Origin of the sequence: Deinococcus planocerae (assembly GCF_002869765.1) — a bacterium.
In the GTDB taxonomy this organism is placed as follows: domain Bacteria; phylum Deinococcota; class Deinococci; order Deinococcales; family Deinococcaceae; genus Deinococcus; species Deinococcus planocerae.
Genome location: NZ_PNOR01000003.1, coordinates 43,484 through 59,902, shown reverse-complemented (window position 1 = coordinate 59,902; position 16,419 = coordinate 43,484). Strand labels below are relative to the sequence as shown.

General features: G+C 70.4%; 15 protein-coding genes. 6 read left to right on the top strand and 9 right to left on the bottom strand.

Features of this window, described 5'->3' with window-relative positions; all coding sequences use genetic code 11:
- Positions 1–111: 111 nt before the first annotated feature.
- The 4 genes from A7B18_RS02240 (at position 112) to A7B18_RS02225 (ending at position 4,524) form a co-directional block, all read left to right on the top strand.
- The gene (locus A7B18_RS02240) at positions 112–1,425 is read left to right on the top strand and encodes a S8 family peptidase (RefSeq protein WP_102125042.1); all 1,314 of its coding nucleotides are present in this window, start codon (positions 112–114) and stop codon (positions 1,423–1,425) included.
- 84 nt (positions 1,426–1,509) lie between these two features.
- Positions 1,510–3,522 (top strand): HD domain-containing phosphohydrolase, encoded by a 2,013-nt coding sequence (locus A7B18_RS02235; protein ID WP_146009430.1) that lies wholly within the window; start codon positions 1,510–1,512, stop codon positions 3,520–3,522.
- Positions 3,523–3,563: 41 nt separating this feature from the next.
- Positions 3,564–4,292, top strand: a complete 729-nt coding sequence (locus A7B18_RS02230) for an ABC transporter ATP-binding protein (RefSeq protein WP_102125040.1) — start codon at positions 3,564–3,566, stop codon at positions 4,290–4,292.
- The gene (locus tag A7B18_RS02225) at positions 4,282–4,524 is read left to right on the top strand and encodes a hypothetical protein (RefSeq protein ID WP_146009429.1); all 243 of its coding nucleotides are present in this window, start codon (positions 4,282–4,284) and stop codon (positions 4,522–4,524) included. The genes A7B18_RS02230 and A7B18_RS02225 overlap by 11 nt, the downstream gene beginning before the upstream one ends.
- A gap of 19 nt (positions 4,525–4,543) precedes the next feature.
- Here A7B18_RS02225 and A7B18_RS02220 read toward each other — a convergent pair whose 3' ends face one another.
- Positions 4,544–5,671 (bottom strand): NADH:flavin oxidoreductase/NADH oxidase, encoded by a 1,128-nt coding sequence (locus tag A7B18_RS02220; protein ID WP_102125038.1) that lies wholly within the window; start codon positions 5,669–5,671, stop codon positions 4,544–4,546.
- A 72-nt stretch (positions 5,672–5,743) separates the two neighbouring features.
- Between A7B18_RS02220 and A7B18_RS02215 the strand changes: the two genes are divergently transcribed.
- A complete protein-coding gene (locus A7B18_RS02215; protein ID WP_102125037.1) occupies positions 5,744–6,157 on the top strand; it encodes a GNAT family N-acetyltransferase in 414 nt (137 codons plus the stop codon).
- A 149-nt stretch (positions 6,158–6,306) separates the two neighbouring features.
- Here the strand turns inward: A7B18_RS02215 and A7B18_RS02210 are convergent, their stop codons facing one another.
- The 8 genes from A7B18_RS02210 to A7B18_RS02175 form a co-directional block, all read right to left on the bottom strand.
- Positions 6,307–7,395, bottom strand: a complete 1,089-nt coding sequence (locus tag A7B18_RS02210; protein WP_102125036.1) for an XdhC family protein — start codon at positions 7,393–7,395, stop codon at positions 6,307–6,309.
- A 360-nt stretch (positions 7,396–7,755) separates the two neighbouring features.
- Positions 7,756–10,107 (bottom strand): aerobic carbon-monoxide dehydrogenase large subunit, encoded by a 2,352-nt coding sequence (locus tag A7B18_RS02205; protein ID WP_102125035.1) that lies wholly within the window; start codon positions 10,105–10,107, stop codon positions 7,756–7,758.
- Positions 10,108–10,183: 76 nt separating this feature from the next.
- Positions 10,184–10,690 carry a (2Fe-2S)-binding protein gene (locus tag A7B18_RS02200; RefSeq protein ID WP_102125034.1) on the bottom strand — a complete coding sequence of 169 codons (507 nt, stop codon included), beginning with the start codon at positions 10,688–10,690 and terminating at the stop codon, positions 10,184–10,186.
- Positions 10,687–11,562 (bottom strand): FAD binding domain-containing protein, encoded by an 876-nt coding sequence (locus A7B18_RS02195; protein ID WP_102125033.1) that lies wholly within the window; start codon positions 11,560–11,562, stop codon positions 10,687–10,689. The genes A7B18_RS02200 and A7B18_RS02195 overlap by 4 nt, the downstream gene beginning before the upstream one ends.
- Before the next feature lie 220 nt (positions 11,563–11,782).
- Positions 11,783–12,571, bottom strand: coding sequence for an ABC transporter permease (locus A7B18_RS02190; RefSeq protein WP_102125032.1), 789 nt, complete (start codon positions 12,569–12,571; stop codon positions 11,783–11,785).
- 97 nt (positions 12,572–12,668) lie between these two features.
- A complete protein-coding gene (locus A7B18_RS02185; RefSeq protein ID WP_102125031.1) occupies positions 12,669–13,472 on the bottom strand; it encodes an ABC transporter permease in 804 nt (267 codons plus the stop codon).
- A gap of 100 nt (positions 13,473–13,572) precedes the next feature.
- Positions 13,573–14,370, bottom strand: a complete 798-nt coding sequence (locus A7B18_RS02180) for an ABC transporter permease (RefSeq protein ID WP_102125030.1) — start codon at positions 14,368–14,370, stop codon at positions 13,573–13,575.
- An 81-nt stretch (positions 14,371–14,451) separates the two neighbouring features.
- Positions 14,452–15,462: an ABC transporter ATP-binding protein gene (locus A7B18_RS02175; protein ID WP_102125029.1), complete on the bottom strand. Its 1,011-nt coding sequence runs from the start codon at positions 15,460–15,462 to the stop codon at positions 14,452–14,454.
- A gap of 137 nt (positions 15,463–15,599) precedes the next feature.
- On the opposite strand from A7B18_RS02175, the gene A7B18_RS02170 reads away from it, so the two are divergent.
- Complete coding sequence (locus tag A7B18_RS02170; RefSeq protein WP_102125028.1) at positions 15,600–16,349, top strand: spermidine synthase; 750 nt, start codon at positions 15,600–15,602, stop codon at positions 16,347–16,349.
- Positions 16,350–16,419 lie beyond the last annotated feature (70 nt).

Here is a 16,419-nt window from a genome sequence, read left to right as displayed (position 1 = left end):
TTCGTTAAAAAGTCTTCATGTAAGAAATCTTTCAAAGGCCGACGGCGACCATGCCCGTGGGGGGGTCTGCCGCCGTGTGGGCGGCTGTGCCCTTTGCCCGAAAGGAGCAGCATGAAGCCAAGCAAGATGTTGCAAACGGCCCTGGGCCTGTGCACGGCGGCGCTGATCGTGGGATGCAACCAGTCCTCCACCGCCCCGACCGCGCAGGCGGAGTCGAAGCGGCCCGAGTACGTCATGAGCGTGCCCGTCACGGCGGGAGACACGCCGCAGACGTTGGAAGCTCGCTACGGGGGCCGGGTCGTCGAGTTCAACGCCGAGGCGGGAGTCGCAATCATGGGGACGGGCGACGGGCAGACGCAGGCCCTGAACATGCAGGCCCTGAGCCTGAGCGGGGTGCGCGCCGAGCCGAACCGCAAACAGTTCCGGGGGGGCGGGGTGGCGATGATGAGCGGCAGCCGCAGCATGTGGGCTGGCGGCAGCCGCAGCATGTGGGCCGGCGGCAGCCGCAGCATGTGGGCCGGCGGTGTCTACGCTTCGGTCGCGGAGAACACGGTTTCCTTCCAGCAGGTCAAGCTGGAAAGAGCCCACGCCCTCGCCCCCAATCTCGGCGCGGGAGTGAAGGTCGCCGTGATCGACACCGGCCTCGACCTGGGCCACGCCGCCTTCGCGGGCAGCCTGGCTCCCGTGACCGAGTGGAAGGACTACGTGGGGGGCGACGCCGTGCCGCAGGAGGAGGGCACCCTCGGCGTCGGCGGGTACGGCCACGGCACGGCGGTCGCCAGCATCGTCTTGCAGGTCGCGCCCCTGGCGACCATCCTGCCGATCCGTGTGCTGGACTCCGACGGCGCGGGCGACACGGACCACGTGGCGAGCGCCATCTACTACGCGGCGGAGCAGGGCGCCCGGGTGATCAACCTCAGCCTGGGGAGCGTCACCAGGTCCGACGTGATCGAGCAGGCGGTGAAGTACGTCACCGAGAAGAAAAACATCCTCGTCGTCTCCTCGGCGGGCAACGAGAACACCAACGCCATCACCTACCCCGCCGCTCACGCCTTCGACGGCGCGGACGGGGACCGCAGCCTGAGCGTGGGCAGCGTGAACGCGCGAGACCTCAAGTCCTCCTTTTCCAACTACCAGAAAGACAAGCTCGAACTCATGGCGCCCGGCGAGAACATCTTCGCCGCCGGGCCGGGCGGCCTGCTGGTGTCGTGGAGCGGCACGTCGATGGCGGCCCCCATCGTGACGGGCGGGCTGGCCCTCGCGCTGGGGCAGACCCTCTCCGTCGGCCTCAAGGACGTGACCAAGAAGATGACCGAGAACGGCCAGGACCTTTACACGGGCGGCCTGAACTCGGCCTACAAGGACATGCTCGGCAAGGGACGACTCAACCTGGAAAGGTTCTTGACCAACGCCGTCAAGTACTAGAGGACGTGGCGAGAGACGGGGGGCTTTCCCCCGTCTTCTTGTGTTGTAAGACCGCGGACAGGCGCAGCGGAACACTATGCACCCGTGTCGAGGCCCCAGGAAAGTCCGGAGAACACGGGGGGTGCCGACCTCCGGGCGAGGGTGGATTCGCTCAACGAGGCCGCGACCGCACTCCTGGGGGTCGACGACGGACGCGCTCTGGAACTGGCCGGGCTGGCCCTCGAGCTCACCGGAGAGCAGACGTACACGCCGGGAGCCGCCCGCGCCGCCTACCTTCAGGGGCTGGCCCACACCGAACGCGGGGACGGCGAACGTGCCCTCCTTTGCCTGCAAACGGCCCTGAGCGGGTTCGAGCAACTCCAAGAACCCCTGGGCGTCTGCGAGACCAGGGAAGCCTTGGGCAGGCTTTCGCTTCAACTCGGCGCCATGCCCGTCGCCGAACAACACCTGCAAGAAGCCCTGAGCCTGGCCCGCACCTGTGGCGACGCCGAGGCCGAGGCACGGGTCCTGAACCTGCTGGGCGGCGTCTTCCACCGCAACGGACTGTATCTTCCCTGTCTCGAACTGCTCCTCAAGGCGCTGGAGCTTCACCGGCGACTGGGCAACACCCAGGAGGAGGCCAACCTTTTGTGCAACGTCGGGGTGCTGCAAATCAGCCTCGGACGGTATCCCGACGCCCTGGACAGCCTCTCTCAGTCTTACCAGTTGCTGAAAAACGAGGTCAAAAACGAGCGGACCAAGGGCATCGTACTGATCAACCTCGCCCACCTCTATCTCAGCATCGACGAGCCGCAGAGTGCGCTTGCCTACTGTGAGGAGGCGCTTCAAACGTCGGCGGAGCGGCAAGACCGGCTGATGGAGGCGAACGCCATCCTCAACACCGGGATGGCGCAGGAGAAACTGGGCTGGGACCGGCAGGCCGAGCATTCGTTTCGCGCGGCGCTGGCGCTCTCCAGAGACATCCCGTACCGTCAGGGCGAACTCTCGGCCCTCGACGGCCTGGGCAACGTCTTCGCGGGGCGCGGGCAGTGGCCCCAGGCCGCCGCCGCCCACGCCGAGGCCGTGACCATCGCCCAGGAGACCCAGGACCTGGAGGGCGAGCTCGACGCCCTCAAGCACCTGGGGGAGGTGCAGGCCGAACTGGGAAATCTGCCCGGGGCGCTCGCCTCCCTGGGGCGGGCGCTGGCCCTGGCGCAGGAGGCCGACCACAAGAAGACCGTGTACGAGGTCCACCGGGCCCTGGCGGGCGTGTACAAGCGGGCGGGCGACTTCGAGCGGGCCCTGCGCCACCACGAGCGCTACCACGAGGCCGAGCGCGCCCTGTTCAACGAGGAGAGCGACCGGAAGACGAGCGAATTGACGGCCCGCTTCGACCTGGAGCGCGCCCGGCACGACGCCGAGATGCAGCGCCTGGAGCGCGAGATGGCCGAGACGGCGCGGGGGAAGGCCGAGGCCCTCGTGCGCGAGCGCACCCGTGAGCTGGAGCAGGCGCAGGTCGAGATCGTGACCCGGCTGGCCCTGGCCGCCGAGTACCGCGACGACCTGACGGGCGAGCACACCTGGCGGGTGGGGCACGTCTCGGCCCTGATCGCCCAGGAACTGGGCCTGCCCGAGGAGGACGTGGCCCTCTTGCGCATCGCCGCGCGGCTGCACGACGTGGGCAAGATCGGCATTCCCGACGCGATCCTCCTCAAGCCTGGCAGGTTCACCCCCGAGGAGTTCGAGCGGATGAAGGCGCACACCCTCATCGGCGCGCGCATCCTCTCGGGCGGGCACTCCCGGCTGCTGCGCATGGCCGAGGAGATCGCGGAGTCGCACCACGAGCGCTGGGACGGCGCGGGCTACCCGCTCGGCAAGGCCGGGACGAGCATCCCGGTCACGGGCCGCATCGTCTCGGTCGCGGACGTCTACGACGCCCTGACGAGCGAGCGCCCCTACAAGAAGGCCTGGTCGCGCGAGGAGGCGCTGGCCGAGTTGCAAAGGCAGGCGGGCACCCAGTTCGACCCCGAGGTCGTGGAGGCGGGCATCCGGGTCTTCACCCGGACCGACGTCGCCCGCCCGCCCGCCGCGCACGCTGGGGCCGTCGCCCGGCGCTAGGCTCCCCGCACGCCGGGGCGCGCTGCGCTACAGTTCCCCGCGTGACGTTCCCGGCCCCCGGCGCGCCCCCCGCCCTCCTCGCCCGCGACCTGCGCCACGGCTTCGGCGGGGTCGAGGTGCTGCACGGCGTCACGCTGGCGGTGGCCGCCGGGGAGGTCGTCGCCGTGACCGGGCCGAGCGGCAGCGGCAAGAGCACCCTGCTCCACCTCGTGGGCGGGCTCGACACCCCCCGCGGCGGCGAGGTGTGGTGGGCGGGCGAGCGGGTGGACACCCTCGGCACCCAGGCCCGCGCCGTGCGGAGGGCGGGGCGGGTCGGGCTGGTCTTCCAGCACCACTACCTCCTCGAAGACCTCAGCGTGCTGCAAAACGTCCTCGTGCCCGCGCTGCTGACCGGGCAGGACGGCGCCGCCCGCGCCCGGGACCTGCTCGCGCGGGTGGGGCTTTCTGGCCGCGAGCGTGACCTCCCGGGGGTGCTCAGCGGCGGAGAGCGTCAGCGGGTGGCGGTCGCCCGCGCGCTCGCCTCGCGCCCCGCCGTCGTCCTCGCCGACGAACCCACCGGCAGCCTCGACCGCGCCAACGCGGAGGTGATCGCCCGGCTCTTGACCCACCTCGCCCGCGAGGACGGCGCCGGGGTCCTCCTCGTCACCCACGACGAACGGCTGGCGGCGCGGGCCGACCGGGCGCTGCACCTCCTCGACGGGCGGATCGTGGAGGGGGAAGCCAGTTCGCTTTCCCCCGTGCCGGGTGGCGAGGCCGGGCATGGCCTCTGACAACACGGCGCCAGTCAACGTGCAAGTCATCCTGGACACTGACCGACCCGAGCAGCGGCGCACGTTCGAAGCCTGGGCGGAGTGGGCGGGGGTGAATATTGAGGCCCTGGTGCACGGGGGCTGTGGCTGCTGCGTCGATCTCTACACCCTGGCCGTGTCGCCTGCCGCGGCAGCCGCATTGGCTGCCCGCCTGGAGGCGGTGGGCTCGGGTGTCGCAATCCTGCCGAACTGACGGCCCTGGCGCCTGCCCCTCACCACCCCGCCCGCGCGTACACGTCGGGCAAGGTGGGGGTCAGGCCGAACTCGCGTGCGGCCCGCTGCGGCCAGTGGGGGTCGCGCAGGAAGGGGCGGCCCAGGGCCACGAGGTCGGCGGCACCCTCCTGGAGGACGCCCTCGGCCTGGGCGGGGGTGTCGATCAGGCCGACTGCCATCGTCAGCAGGTCGGGCACCTCGCGCCTCACGCGGGCGGCGAAGGGGGCCTGGTAGAGCGGGCCGGGGGTGATCTGCTGGGCGGGCGTCAGGCCGCCGCTGCTCACGTCGAGCACGTCCACGCCCTCGAAGCACAGGGTCCTTGCCAGGGTGACGGTCTGGTCCGCGTCCCAGCCGCCGGGCGCCCAGTCGGTCGCGCTGAGGCGCACGAAGAGGGGCAGGTGCATCGGCCACGCCGCCCGCACGGCCCGCACGACCTCCAGCAGGAAGCGCGTGCGGTTCTCGAAGGAGCCGCCGTACTCGTCCGCGCGCGCGTTGGCGAGGGGCGAGAGGAACTGGTGCAGGAGGTAGCCGTGCGCGGCGTGAATCTCCACGGCGTCGAAGCCCGCCATCTGCGCCCGGCGGGCGGCGGCGGCGAAGTCGGCGGTCACCCGGCGGATGTCGTCCGGGGTCATGGCGGTGGGGTGCGGGTAGGCGTCGTTGTAGGCCTCTTCGCCCGGGCCGATGACGGGCCAGCCCCCGGCCTCGGCAGGCACCGCGCCGCGCCCGCGCCACGGGGCGGAGGTGCTCGCCTTGCGGCCCGCGTGGGCGAGCTGCACCCCGATCAGCCCGCCGAAGCGGTGCACGAAGTCGGTGATGTGCCCCAGCGGCACGATCTGCTCGTCGGTCCACAACCCGAGGTCTTCCGGGCTGATGCGGCCCTCCGGGGACACGGCGGTCGCCTCGGTGAAGATCAGCCCCGCCCCGCCGAGCGCGAACTGCCCGAGGTGGGTGAGGTGAAAGTCGTTTGCCAGCCCGTTTTGCGCGCTGTACATGCACATGGGCGAGACGACCGCCCGGTTGGGCAGGGTCAGGCTGCGCAGTTTGAGCGGCGTGAGCAGCAGGGGCGGGGTCGCCCCCCCGCCGGACGTGGAGGTCGTGACGCTCACCGTGATGCCGGGCTGGGTCATGCCTCCGAATCTAGCCACCCCCCGCCCCCCTGCGCCAGATGGCGGACGCTTCATGTGGGGGAAACTGGGCGGGTGGAACTTCGGGACTCCCTGGACGGCATCGGCCCCACGCAGCTACAAGGCTTCTTCGAGGGGTGGCCGGACCCGCCCTCGCCTGAGACGCTGCGCCGCCTTCTTTCCCAGTCGTACCGCGTCTCGCTCGCGGTGGACGGGCAGGGGCGGGTCGTCGGCCTCGCCCAGGCGGTCAGCGACGGGGTGCTCACCGCCTTCGTTCCCCTGCTCGAAGTCCTGCCGGAGCACCGGGGCAAGGGGGTGGGCACGGCCCTGATGCGGCACCTCCTCGGTCAACTCGCGCACCTGTACGCCGTGGACCTGGGTTGCGAGGGCGACCTCGTGCCATTCTACGAGCGGCTGGGGATGCAGCGGGGGAACGCGATGATCCTGCGGAGATACGACCGGCAAAGCGGCACGCCCTCCGGGTTGTGACCCGTGGACGGGGTGGGGTACGGGCGACCACGCCGTCGAGAGGGGGCTGGACAGGCGCAGGCACGGAAGGGGTGAGGGGGACGCGCTCCCCGGCCCGAGAAGAACAGTCCGCCTCCACGGGAGAGGCCGAGCCGCGGGGGCGCCCAGGTTCAGGTCCCCGGCTGGGGCGCCGTCAAGTACCGCCCCGGGTCTTTCAGGAAGCGGCGTTTGCAGTTGGGGCAACTGAAGTAGTAGCGCGTGCCCTCGTGGTCGGCGAAGTGCAGCGCCCCCGCGATCCGCACCCGCTCGCCGTCCACCGGGCTGACGGCGAACTCCGAATCGTTCTCTGACCCGGACACGGCAAGCTCGCTTCCCCGAGGCGTCTCGACCGGCGGTGGGGGCGAGCTCCCGACCCCCCGGGCCTCCACGTCACGCCGCCCGCCCCGGCGCTCCTCGATCAGCCCGGCCAGGATGGACACGGCGACCTCGCCGGGGGTGCGCGCGCCCAGGTCCAGGCCCGCCGGGGCGCGGACGCGGGCGGTCTGCTCGGGGGTCAGGCCCTGGAGGTGCAGCAGTTCCAGCACGCTCGCCGCCCGGCGACGGCTCGCCAGCAGCGAAACCGACCGGACGCCCGCGCGCAGCAGGGCCTCCAGCGCCAGCTCGTCGTAGTGGCCCTGGGACGCGACGACGGCGGCCACCCGCTCCAGGGCCGGGGCAGGCAGGGCGGCCAGCGCCGGGCCCAATTCCTCCAGCGTCAGGCCCTCGGCGCCGGGGTCGAGGTCGCGGCGTTCCTCCTCGCTCACCACGCGGCGCACGCGCTCACCCATCGCCTCCGCCAGCCGCGCGACCATCTCGGCGACCGGGGTCAGGCCCACCACCAGCAGGGTCTGGGCGGGCAGGTGGGGCTCCAGGTACACGTTCACCGACCCCTCCGAGGCGCAGGTCATGGGCACGACGACCTCGGTCTCGCTCACCCCCGGACCCGGGAACTCGGAGGCGTCGGGGCGGATCATGACCAGGCGAGGCTCGCCGCGCTCCAGCGCGAGCAGCGCCTGCTTGCGCACAATCTCACGCGAGCAGGCGCCGCCGACAAAGCCCTCCATCCGCCCGCCTTCGTGGATGATTGCCCGGTCCCCCAGGTGCGAGGACACCGGAGCCCGGCGCAGGACGACCGTGGCGGTCACGAAGCTCTGCCCCGCCGCCTCCAGCGCCGCGACGCGGGCGAAGTGGCCGGTTCGGGAGGAGGAATCGAGGGACATGGTTGAGGTTACCTCCTGGGGGTGTGACGTGCGAGAAGGCGTGATGGATGGGGTCTTACGCTCCCTCTCCCCTCGCGGGACTCGGAGAGCTGCTTGCAGAGAGAGCCGGGGTGAGGGGGCGACGGGGCAAACGCCGAAGCGGGGAAGATGCCTTCGCCCTTCTATTGGCCTTGGGACGGCGTGACGGTTCACCCCCTCCCAGCCTCCCCCCTCAAGGGGGAGGAGCTAAAAGCACCGTCTCAGCCGTCCTTATTCTGCCGAAGTCCAACAAGGTTCGTATGGGTCCCTGAGCCTAAAGGCCAGAGGGGAGCGAACCCAACCCGGCATCCGCTGCCCCTCCTTATCCAGCCGCGCCCAGCCTCAGACCGGCTGACCCTCCGCCTCGCGGATGGCGCTCCACACCTTCTCGCGGGTCAGCGGCATGTCGATGTGGCGCACGCCGAGGGGCGAGAGGGCGTCGATCACGGCGTTGACGAAGGCGGCGGGCGAGCCGACGTTGGGGCTCTCGCCGATGCTCTTGGCGCCGATGGGGTGGTGGGGGCTGGGCGTGACGGTGCTGCCGGTCTCCCATTTGGGGGTCTCCAGCGCCGTGGGGATCAGGTACTCGGTGAAGTTGGTGGCGAGGTTGTTGCCGTACTCGTCGTAGGGGATCTCCTGCATGAAGGCGATGGCGAAGCCCTCCGCCAGCCCGCCGTGAATCTGGCCCTCCACGATCATCGGGTTGATCACCGTGCCGCAGTCGTCCACCGCCAGGAAGCGCCGCACCCCCACCTCGCCCGTCTCGCGGTCCACGTCCACCACCGCGACGTAGGTGCCGTGGGGGAAGACCATGTTGGGCGGGTCGTAGTACAGGGTCGCCTCCAGGCCGGGCTCGTTGTCGCCGGGGTTGGTGTAGGCGGCGAAGGCGACCTGCTGCATGGTGACCGACTGGCTGGGGGCGCCGATGACCTGGAACTTGTAGTCCTTCCACTCCACGTCGTGCTCGTCGGCTTCGAGCAGGTGCGCGGCGATCTTCCTCGCCTTGTCCCTGATCTTGCGGGCGGCCAGGGCAAGCGCGCCGCCCGCGACCGGCGTGGAGCGGCTGGCGTAGGTGCCCAGGCCGTAGGGCGAGGTGTCGGTGTCTCCCTCCTCCACCAGGAAGTTCTGCGGGTCGAGGCCCAGTTCCTCGGCCACGATCTGCGCCCAGGTCGTCTCGTGGCCCTGGCCCTGCGACTTGCTGCCGGTGCGGATGATGCCCGAGCCGCTGGGGTGAATGCGGATTTCGGCGCCGTCGAACATCTTGATCCCCAGGATGTCGAACTGCTTGGAGGGCCCCGCGCCCGTGACTTCGGTGAAGGAGCTCAGGCCGATCCCCATCAGTTCGCCGCGCGCCCGCTTCTCGGCCTGCTCTTTCAGGAGGTCGGCGTACCCGATCTTCTCGAGCGCCACGTCGAGGGTCTTCTCGTAGTCGCCGCTGTCGTAGGTGAAGCTCAGGGGTGAGGCGTAGGGGAACTGCTCGGGGCGCAGGAAGTTTTTCCGGCGCAACTCCACCGGGTCCATCCCGAGGTCGTCGGCGAGGATGTCCATCGCGCGCTCGATGCAGTAGGCGGCCTCGGTCACGCGGAACGAGCAGCGGTAGGCGATGCCGCCGGGCATCTTGTTCGTGAAGTAGGCGTCCACCTTGGCGTACGCCTGCGGCACGTCGTAGGAGCCGGTGATGATGCCGAACATCCCCGCCGGGTATTTGCTGGGGTCGGCGGCGGCGTCGAAGGCCCCGTGGTCGGCGACCGTGTTCACCTTCAGGGCGGTGATCTTGCCCCCCGCGTCCGCGCCCAGCTCGATGTCCATGTGGTAGTCGCGGGCGAAAGAGGAGGCGAGGTTCTCCGTGCGGGTCTCGATCCACTTCACGGGCCGACCGATCACCAGCGCCCCCGCGATGGCGCAGACGTAGCCGGGGTACACGGGCACCTTGTTCCCGAAGCCGCCGCCGATGTCGGGGGCAATCACCCGGATCTTGTCCTCCGGGATGCCGGTCACCAGGAAGAGGGCCGTGCGGTACACGTGCGGCGCCTGCGAGGTCACGTAGAAGTTCAGCCGCCCCATCACGTCGAACTCGGCGATGCAGCCGCAGGTCTCCAGGGGCGCAGCGTGCACCCGCTGGTACTTGATGTGCTGGCGAACGACGTGGGCGCTTTCCGCGAGGGCACGGTCGGTCTCCTCCTCCGCTCCAACCTCCCACTTGAAGATGTGGTTGGTCTGGTCCTCGCGGTCGGCGCGGATGACCACCTCGTCCGTGCGGGCCTGGTAGGGGTCTACAACGGCGGGCAGCGGCTCATAGTCCACCTCGACGAGTTCGGCGGCGTCGTAGGCGGCCTCACGGGTCTCGGCGAAGACGGCAGCGACCTCCTGATGCTGGTACAGGACCTTGCCGTCGGCGAGGACCATCTGGGTATCGAAACCGTGGAAGGTCGGCAGGCGCCCGACCCCGTGGGCGTTCAGCTCCTTGGCGGTCACGACGGCGACCGCGCCAGGCACCTTCATGGCCTCGGTCGAGTCGATGTTCAGGATGTTGGCGTGGGGGTAGGGGCTGTGGACGAGCGCCATGTAGAGCTGGCCCGGCAGGTTGATGTCGTCGAGGTAACGGCCCTTGCCCTGGAGGAAGCGCGGGTCCTCGCGGCGCTTCATGGACTTGCCGATGGCGTGCTTTTCGGGGGTGGAATCGGGAATGCCCATAGGAGTCCTCCGGCGGAGTCGGGTGCAGGGTTGACGTTCGGGTGAAGGGCGCGGTTCTACATTTCGGGAGGCGGGCTCAGTCGTCCGCCGCCGCGCTCTCGCCCGCGCTCATCGCCCCCGCCGCCTGCTGCACGGCCTTGACGATGTTGTTGTAGCCCGTGCAACGGCAGAGGTTGCCCGACAGGCCTTCCCTGATCTCGTGCTCGGTGGGGTCGGGGTTGCGGGAGAGCAGGGCGAGGGAGGTCATCATCATCCCGGGGGTGCAGTAGCCGCACTGGAGGCCGTGCTGGTCGGAAAACGCCTGCTGGATGGGGTGGAGCTGCCCGCCCTGGGCCAGCCCCTCGACCGTCTGGATGGAGTGACCCTCCGCCATCGGGGCGAAGACGGTGCAGGACTTGACGGGGGCGCCGTCCATGAGGACCACGCAGCAGCCGCAGCTCGACGAGTCGCAGCCGACGTGGGTGCCGGTCAGGCCCGCCTGCTCGCGGATGAAGTGGGCGAGCAGGGTGCGGGGCTCGACGTAGCCCGTGACGGCGCGGCCATTGACGGTCATGGAGACGGGAAGCTTGGTGGGGGTGGTCATGCGGAGACTCCCAGGCGCGAGAGGGACTGTTTCAGGCCGCGCAGCACGAGGACGCGGGCCATGTCTTTCTTGTAGGCGACGCTGCCGCGCGCGTCGGCCATCGGGGAGGCGAGGGTGGCGGCCTCGGCGGCGGCGGCCTGGAGGAGGTCCAGGGTGGGACGCTGGCCGCGCAGCATGGCCTCGGCCTGGGCGACCCGCAGGGCGGTGCTGCCCGCCGCCGTGATCGCCACGCCCGCCTCGCGCACGGTGCCGTCCTCGGCGAGGCTGAGCTGCACGGCGGCGGCGGCGGTCGCGTAGTCGCCCACCTTGCGCTCGATCTTCTGGTAGGAGCCCTGGGTGCGGGCGTCGGGGGTGGGGATGCGGAGTTCGACGGCCAGCTCGCCGTCCTGCACCGCGGTCGTGTAGGCGTCCACCAGGAACTCGTCGATGGGGACCTCGCGCTCCCCGTCCGCCCCGTGGACGAGCATGGTCGCGCGGGCGGCGAGCGCCGCGCTCGTCCAGTCCCCGGCGGGGTCGTTGTGGCACACGCTGCCCACGACGGTGCCCAGGTGCCGCACGACCGGATCGGCCACCACCCGCGACACGTCGGCGAGGAGGCTGTAACGCTCACCCACCCAGGGGGTGAACTCCAGCGCGGCGTCGCGCAGGGTCGCGCCGATGCGCAGTTGCCCGCCCTCCTCGCGCAGGAAATCGAACTCGCGCACCGGGTTGATGTCCACCAGGACGGCGGGGCGGGCCAGCCGGTACCGCATCGCGGGAATCAGGCTCTGCCCGCCCGCCAGGACCCGGGCTTCCCCCCCGTGTTCCTGAAGAACCGCCAGAGCCTCCTGCGCCGAGTGGGCCCGCCTGTACTCGAAGTTGACTGGAAACATCGCAAGCTCCTTTACGCGCCTCGTTGGAAGAAGTGGGACCGTCCGGGCAGGCCATTTCACGCCGGCTTCCGTCACAAAACTCTGACGGCCCGGCCCAGCAGGCGACCGACCACGTCCACGCATTGAGGCAGCTCACACCATACCTTTACAGAACGTGAATGTAATCCCCCGGCCTCTCATGGTCGGGGGGCGGTGGGGACGCCCGGTGAGGGGAGAGCGCCTAGCTGCTCGCGCTCGTGTAGCTGCCGACCGCCTTGAGCCAGAAAAGCCGGGCGCCCACGAAGAACACGGCGGCGACGAGCGGCGAGGCGACGGCGAGGGCGGGCGTGAGTTCCCCGGTCAGCGCCTGCGCGGGCACCGTCGTGATGAAGGCGACGGGCACGACGAAGGTGAGGAAGGCGCGCACGGGCAGCGGGAAGGCCGTGACCGGAAAGCGGGCGGCCCCGAAGACGCCGTTGAAGAGTTCGGTGACGTTTTGCGTCTTCACGAACCAGAAGGCGGTCGTGGAGAGCACCAGCCAGATGCAGTACACGATGACGAGCGCGGAGACGTACAGCGCGGCGGCCCCCAGCACCCCGAGGGGGGTCACGGTCAGGTGCGAGGCGGCGTAGACGGTCAGGCCCAGGCCGATCAGGAGGTCGGTCACCCGCAACACGTTCATGTTCCGCGTGCTCACCCCGAACTGCGCGTCGATGGGCTTGAGGAGGGTGAAGTCCATGCTGCCCGTGCGCACCGCCTCGGCGATCTTGGAGAGGTTGGGCTGGATGAAGACGCTGATGAAGCCTTCCGTCAAGGTGAAGAGCCCCACGACGAGGAGCGCCTCGTGGAAGGACCAGCCCCCCACCGAGGTCGTGCCCGGCTGCCCGAACAGCACCGCGATGCCGAGCAGGGCCACGCCGACCTCCCCCAGCGAGGCGAGCACGGCCCCCACGAAGTTCGCCCGGTATTCGAGCTGCGCGGCGAGGGTCGCCCCCGTGAAGATGCGGATGAGGCGGAGGTAGCGGGTCACTTGCGCCTCCGGCGCGGTGAGTGGGAGGTGGGGAGTGGGGCGTGGAGAAAGACAGGCCCCCGATCCACTGACCACTGCCCGCAGACCACCAACCCGTTCACGCTCCCACCGCCCCGTATTTCCTGAGCCCGCGCCGCCACACGAAAAGCCGCAGCCCCCAGAAGACGACGAGCCAGGCGAGCAGGACGAGGGCGCCCCGTCCGGCGTCCCCTAAGGTGGCCTTGCCCGCTAGAAGCTGCGCGGGAAGGCCGAGCATATAGGGGAAAGGGGTCCACACCGCCACCCGCTGCACCCACTCCGGGTAGAAGGCGAGCGGCGCGAACATCCCGCCGAGCGCGGCGTAGACCAGCCACACGACCTCCTGAAAACTGGTGCTCGATTCGGTCCAGAAGGCCAGCAGCCCGAGGCAATACTCCCACAGGAAGCGGGCGCAAAAGCCCAGGAAGGCGAGGCCGAGGGCGGCGAGGTAGGCGGTGGGGTCGGTCGTGAAGCGGGCCCCGGCGAGCCACGCGAAGAGGGCGACGAGGCCGATCAAGAGGGGAAAACGCACCACCCGCTCGGCGAGGTGGCTGGCGTACCACATCCAGAGGGGGTCGAGCGGGCGCAGCAGTTTGGGCGAGAGGGTGCCCTGCCGGATGTCGAGGTCGAGTTCCCACGAGACCCACACGACCATCAGTTGCGAGATCAACCACGTCGAGAGGAAGTAGGTGGCGAACTCGGCGGGGCTGTACCCGCCGATCTGTCCGCCCGGAGCCGCCCCCGCCTGCGCCATCCAGACGAGCATCATCACCAGGCTCAGGGTCCCCGAGAGCATCCAGATGACGATCTCGGCGCGGAACTCGGTCATCTCGGCGAACTGGGTGGCGAAGAGGGTGCGGACCTTGCGCCAGGTGGCGGTCATGGAGTGCCTCCGGTACGGGGCTCGGTGAGGGCGGAAGACCGGTGCGCGGGACGAAGTGCACGGGGGACAGCGGGGGCTTTCTCCGCGTCCCGCCTCCCCCTCACGCCCCCACCGCCCCGTACCGCCGGAGTCCCCGCCGCCACACGAGCAGGCGCAGGGCCCAGAAGACGGTCAGCCAGACGAGGAGAACGAGGGCGCCGCGTCCAGCGTCGGTGAGGGTCGCCTTGCCCGCCAGAAGTTGCGAGGGCAGGCCGAGCATGTAGGGGAAGGGGGTCCAGACCGCCACCCGCTGCACCCACTCGGGGTAGAAGGCCAGCGGGGCGAACATGCCGCCCAGCGCGGCGTAGACGAGCCACGCCACCTCCTGAAAACTGGTGCTCGATTCGGTCCAGAAGGCGAGGAGGCCGAGGCAATACTCCCACAGGAAGCGGGTGTTGAAGCCCAGGAAGGCGAGGCCGAGAGAGGCGAGGTAGGCGGCGGGGTCGCTGGAGAAGCGCGCGCCCGTGATCCAGGCGAAGAGGGCCGCGAGGGCGAGCAGGGCGGGGAGCCGCACGATCCGGCCCGCGAGGTGGTCCATGTACCGCAGCCACAGGGGGTCGAGGGGCCGCAGCAGTTGAGGCGAGAGGGTGCCCTGCCGGATGGCGAAGTCGAGGTCCCAGGCGACCCACACGACGAGCAGTTGCGACATGACCCAGGTGGCGAGGAAGTACCCCGCGAACTCGGCGGGTGAGTAGCCGCGAATCTCTCCACTCGCCGCCGCCGAAGCCTGCGCCATCCACACCAGCATCATCACCAGGCTGAGGGTGCTCGACAGCATCCAGATCATGATCTCGGCCCGGTACTCGGTCATCTCGGCGAAGTGGACGGAAAAGAGCGTGCTCATCTTGCGGCGGGTCATGGGCGCCCCCGGCGCCGTGAGTGGGAAGTGGGGAGTGGGGGGTGGAAAAGCTGAAGCCCTCCACCCACTGACCACCGACCACTAACCACCGACCACCTCCCGCCCCCGCCCGAACAGCTCTCCCATCACCTGCTCGATGGGCGGGTCCTCCACCGTCAGGTCGGCCACGTCGAGGTCGGCGAGCAGCCGGGCGGCCCGCACGCTGACCTCGGCGCGGGGGACGGTGAGTTCGGCGGTCAATCCGTCTACGCGCACGTCCGAGCCGTAGCGCGCGAGGTGGGCTTCGGTGACGGGATGCCGCAGTTGCAGCCTCACGGTCTTGCCCGCGCTGCCCTGCGCGGCGAGGTGGGCGAGGTCGCCGTCGAAGACGAGTTCGCCGCGGTCGATGACGAGGATGCGGCGGGCGAGGGCCGTCACGTCGGCCATGTAATGACTCGTGAGGATGACGGTGGCCGCGTACCGCTCGTTGTAGTCGCGGATAAAGGCGCGCACCGACTCCTGCATGTTCACGTCGAGGCCGATGGTGGGCTCGTCGAGGAAAAGCACCCGCGGGCGGTGCAGGAGCGCGGCGGCGAGTTCGCACTTCATCCGCTCGCCCAGGGAAAGCTTGCGGACCTGCTTTTTCAGGATGCCCGAGAGCCCCAGGACCTCGGTGAATTCGCTCATCGTCGCCCGGTATTGCGCGTCGGGGATCTCGTAGATCGCCTGGTTGACGAGGAAGGAGTCCAGCGCAGGAAGGTCCCAGATGAGCTGCTGCTTTTGCCCCATGACCAGCGTGATGCCCTTGAGGAAGGCGGTCTCGCGGCGCCGGGGTTCGAAGCCCGCCACCCGCGCCACGCCGGATGAAGGGTGCAGCAGACCCGAGAGCATCTTGAGGGTGGTGGTCTTCCCCGCCCCGTTCGGTCCCAGGAAGCCCACCACCTCGCCCGGAGCGAGGTCGAAGGACACGCCGCGCACGGCCTCGACCTGCCGGGACTTGCGGCGGACGAACGAGCGCAGGCTGCCCAGGAAGCCCGGCTCCTTGTCGTGGACCGTGTAGCTCTTGCGCAGGTCGCGGACGTGCACGGCGGCGTCCGGTGTGGGTGTCGTCATAGGTGGCCCCAGAGTACGCGGCGGGGGGGTCGGCGCAATGGGCGAAATGGCGTGCTGTGCCGGTCAGGGTACAGCCCGAAGGGGTAGAGTCGGCGGATGCCTGACCGTCTCCCGTTCCTGCCGCCCCGGACGCCCGCGTGATCCCCTGGAAGCCCCTGGGCCGCGCGCCCATCCCCGGCACCGGGCAGTCGCTGTGTCTGTACCGCCGGGGCGAGTTGCCGGAGTTTTCCATCCAGATTTCCGGGTACGTCAGCGAACTGATGAACAGCCGCCAGCACGCCTCGGAGGACGCGCTGGCCCACCTCGCCTGCGCGGCCATCGCGGGGCGGGCGCAGCCGCACGTGCTGGTGGGCGGCCTGGGCATGGGCTTCACGCTGGCCGCCGCCCTGGGGACGCTGGGCCCGGCGGGGGTGGTCACGGTCGCCGAACTCGTGCCGGAGGTCGTGGAGTGGAACAAAGGACCGCTGGGCGAGTGCGCGGGCTACCCGCTGAACGACCCGCGCACCCGCGTCCACCTCGGCGACGTGGCCGAGCTGCTGCGGCGGGGGCAGGCCGCCTACGACGCCGTGCTGCTCGACGTGGACAACGGCCCCGAGGGGATGACCCACCACGGCAACGACTGGCTGTACTCGCCGCAGGGGCTGGCCGCCGCGCGGCGCACGCTGCGGCCCGGCGGCGTGCTGGCGGTCTGGTCGGCGACGCCGGAGCCGCGCTTCACCACCCGCCTGAACCGGGCGGGCTTCCGGGCCGAGGTCCACACCGTCCGCGCCCGCCCCGGCAAGGGCGCCCACCACACCATCTGGCTGGCGCACGCGGGGACGGAACGGAGCCGCGCGGCGGACGGGGCGGGGGGCCGCCCGGCTGGAGCCCGGACCAGGAACGCCTGATCCCGGTCCGCTCGGATTCGGGGAAACAGCCCGACACCCACCGGACGCCTTTCACCGGCTGCCCGCTCGC

Excerpts from the sequence above, each read along its gene's own strand:
- A7B18_RS02240 (WP_102125042.1), top strand. The coding sequence starts at position 112 with ATGAAGCCAAGCAAGATGTTGCAAACGGCCCTGGGCCTGTGCACGGCG.
- A7B18_RS02225 (WP_146009429.1), top strand. The coding sequence starts at position 4,282 with ATGGCCTCTGACAACACGGCGCCAGTCAACGTGCAAGTCATCCTGGAC.
- A7B18_RS02220 (WP_102125038.1), bottom strand. The coding sequence starts at position 5,671 with ATGACCCAGCCCGGCATCACGGTGAGCGTCACGACCTCCACGTCCGGC.
- A7B18_RS02210 (WP_102125036.1), bottom strand. The coding sequence starts at position 7,395 with ATGTCCCTCGATTCCTCCTCCCGAACCGGCCACTTCGCCCGCGTCGCG.
- A7B18_RS02205 (WP_102125035.1), bottom strand. The coding sequence starts at position 10,107 with ATGGGCATTCCCGATTCCACCCCCGAAAAGCACGCCATCGGCAAGTCC.
- A7B18_RS02200 (WP_102125034.1), bottom strand. The coding sequence starts at position 10,690 with ATGACCACCCCCACCAAGCTTCCCGTCTCCATGACCGTCAATGGCCGC.
- A7B18_RS02195 (WP_102125033.1), bottom strand. The coding sequence starts at position 11,562 with ATGTTTCCAGTCAACTTCGAGTACAGGCGGGCCCACTCGGCGCAGGAG.
- A7B18_RS02185 (WP_102125031.1), bottom strand. The coding sequence starts at position 13,472 with ATGACCGCCACCTGGCGCAAGGTCCGCACCCTCTTCGCCACCCAGTTC.
- A7B18_RS02180 (WP_102125030.1), bottom strand. The coding sequence starts at position 14,370 with ATGACCCGCCGCAAGATGAGCACGCTCTTTTCCGTCCACTTCGCCGAG.
- A7B18_RS02175 (WP_102125029.1), bottom strand. The coding sequence starts at position 15,462 with ATGACGACACCCACACCGGACGCCGCCGTGCACGTCCGCGACCTGCGC.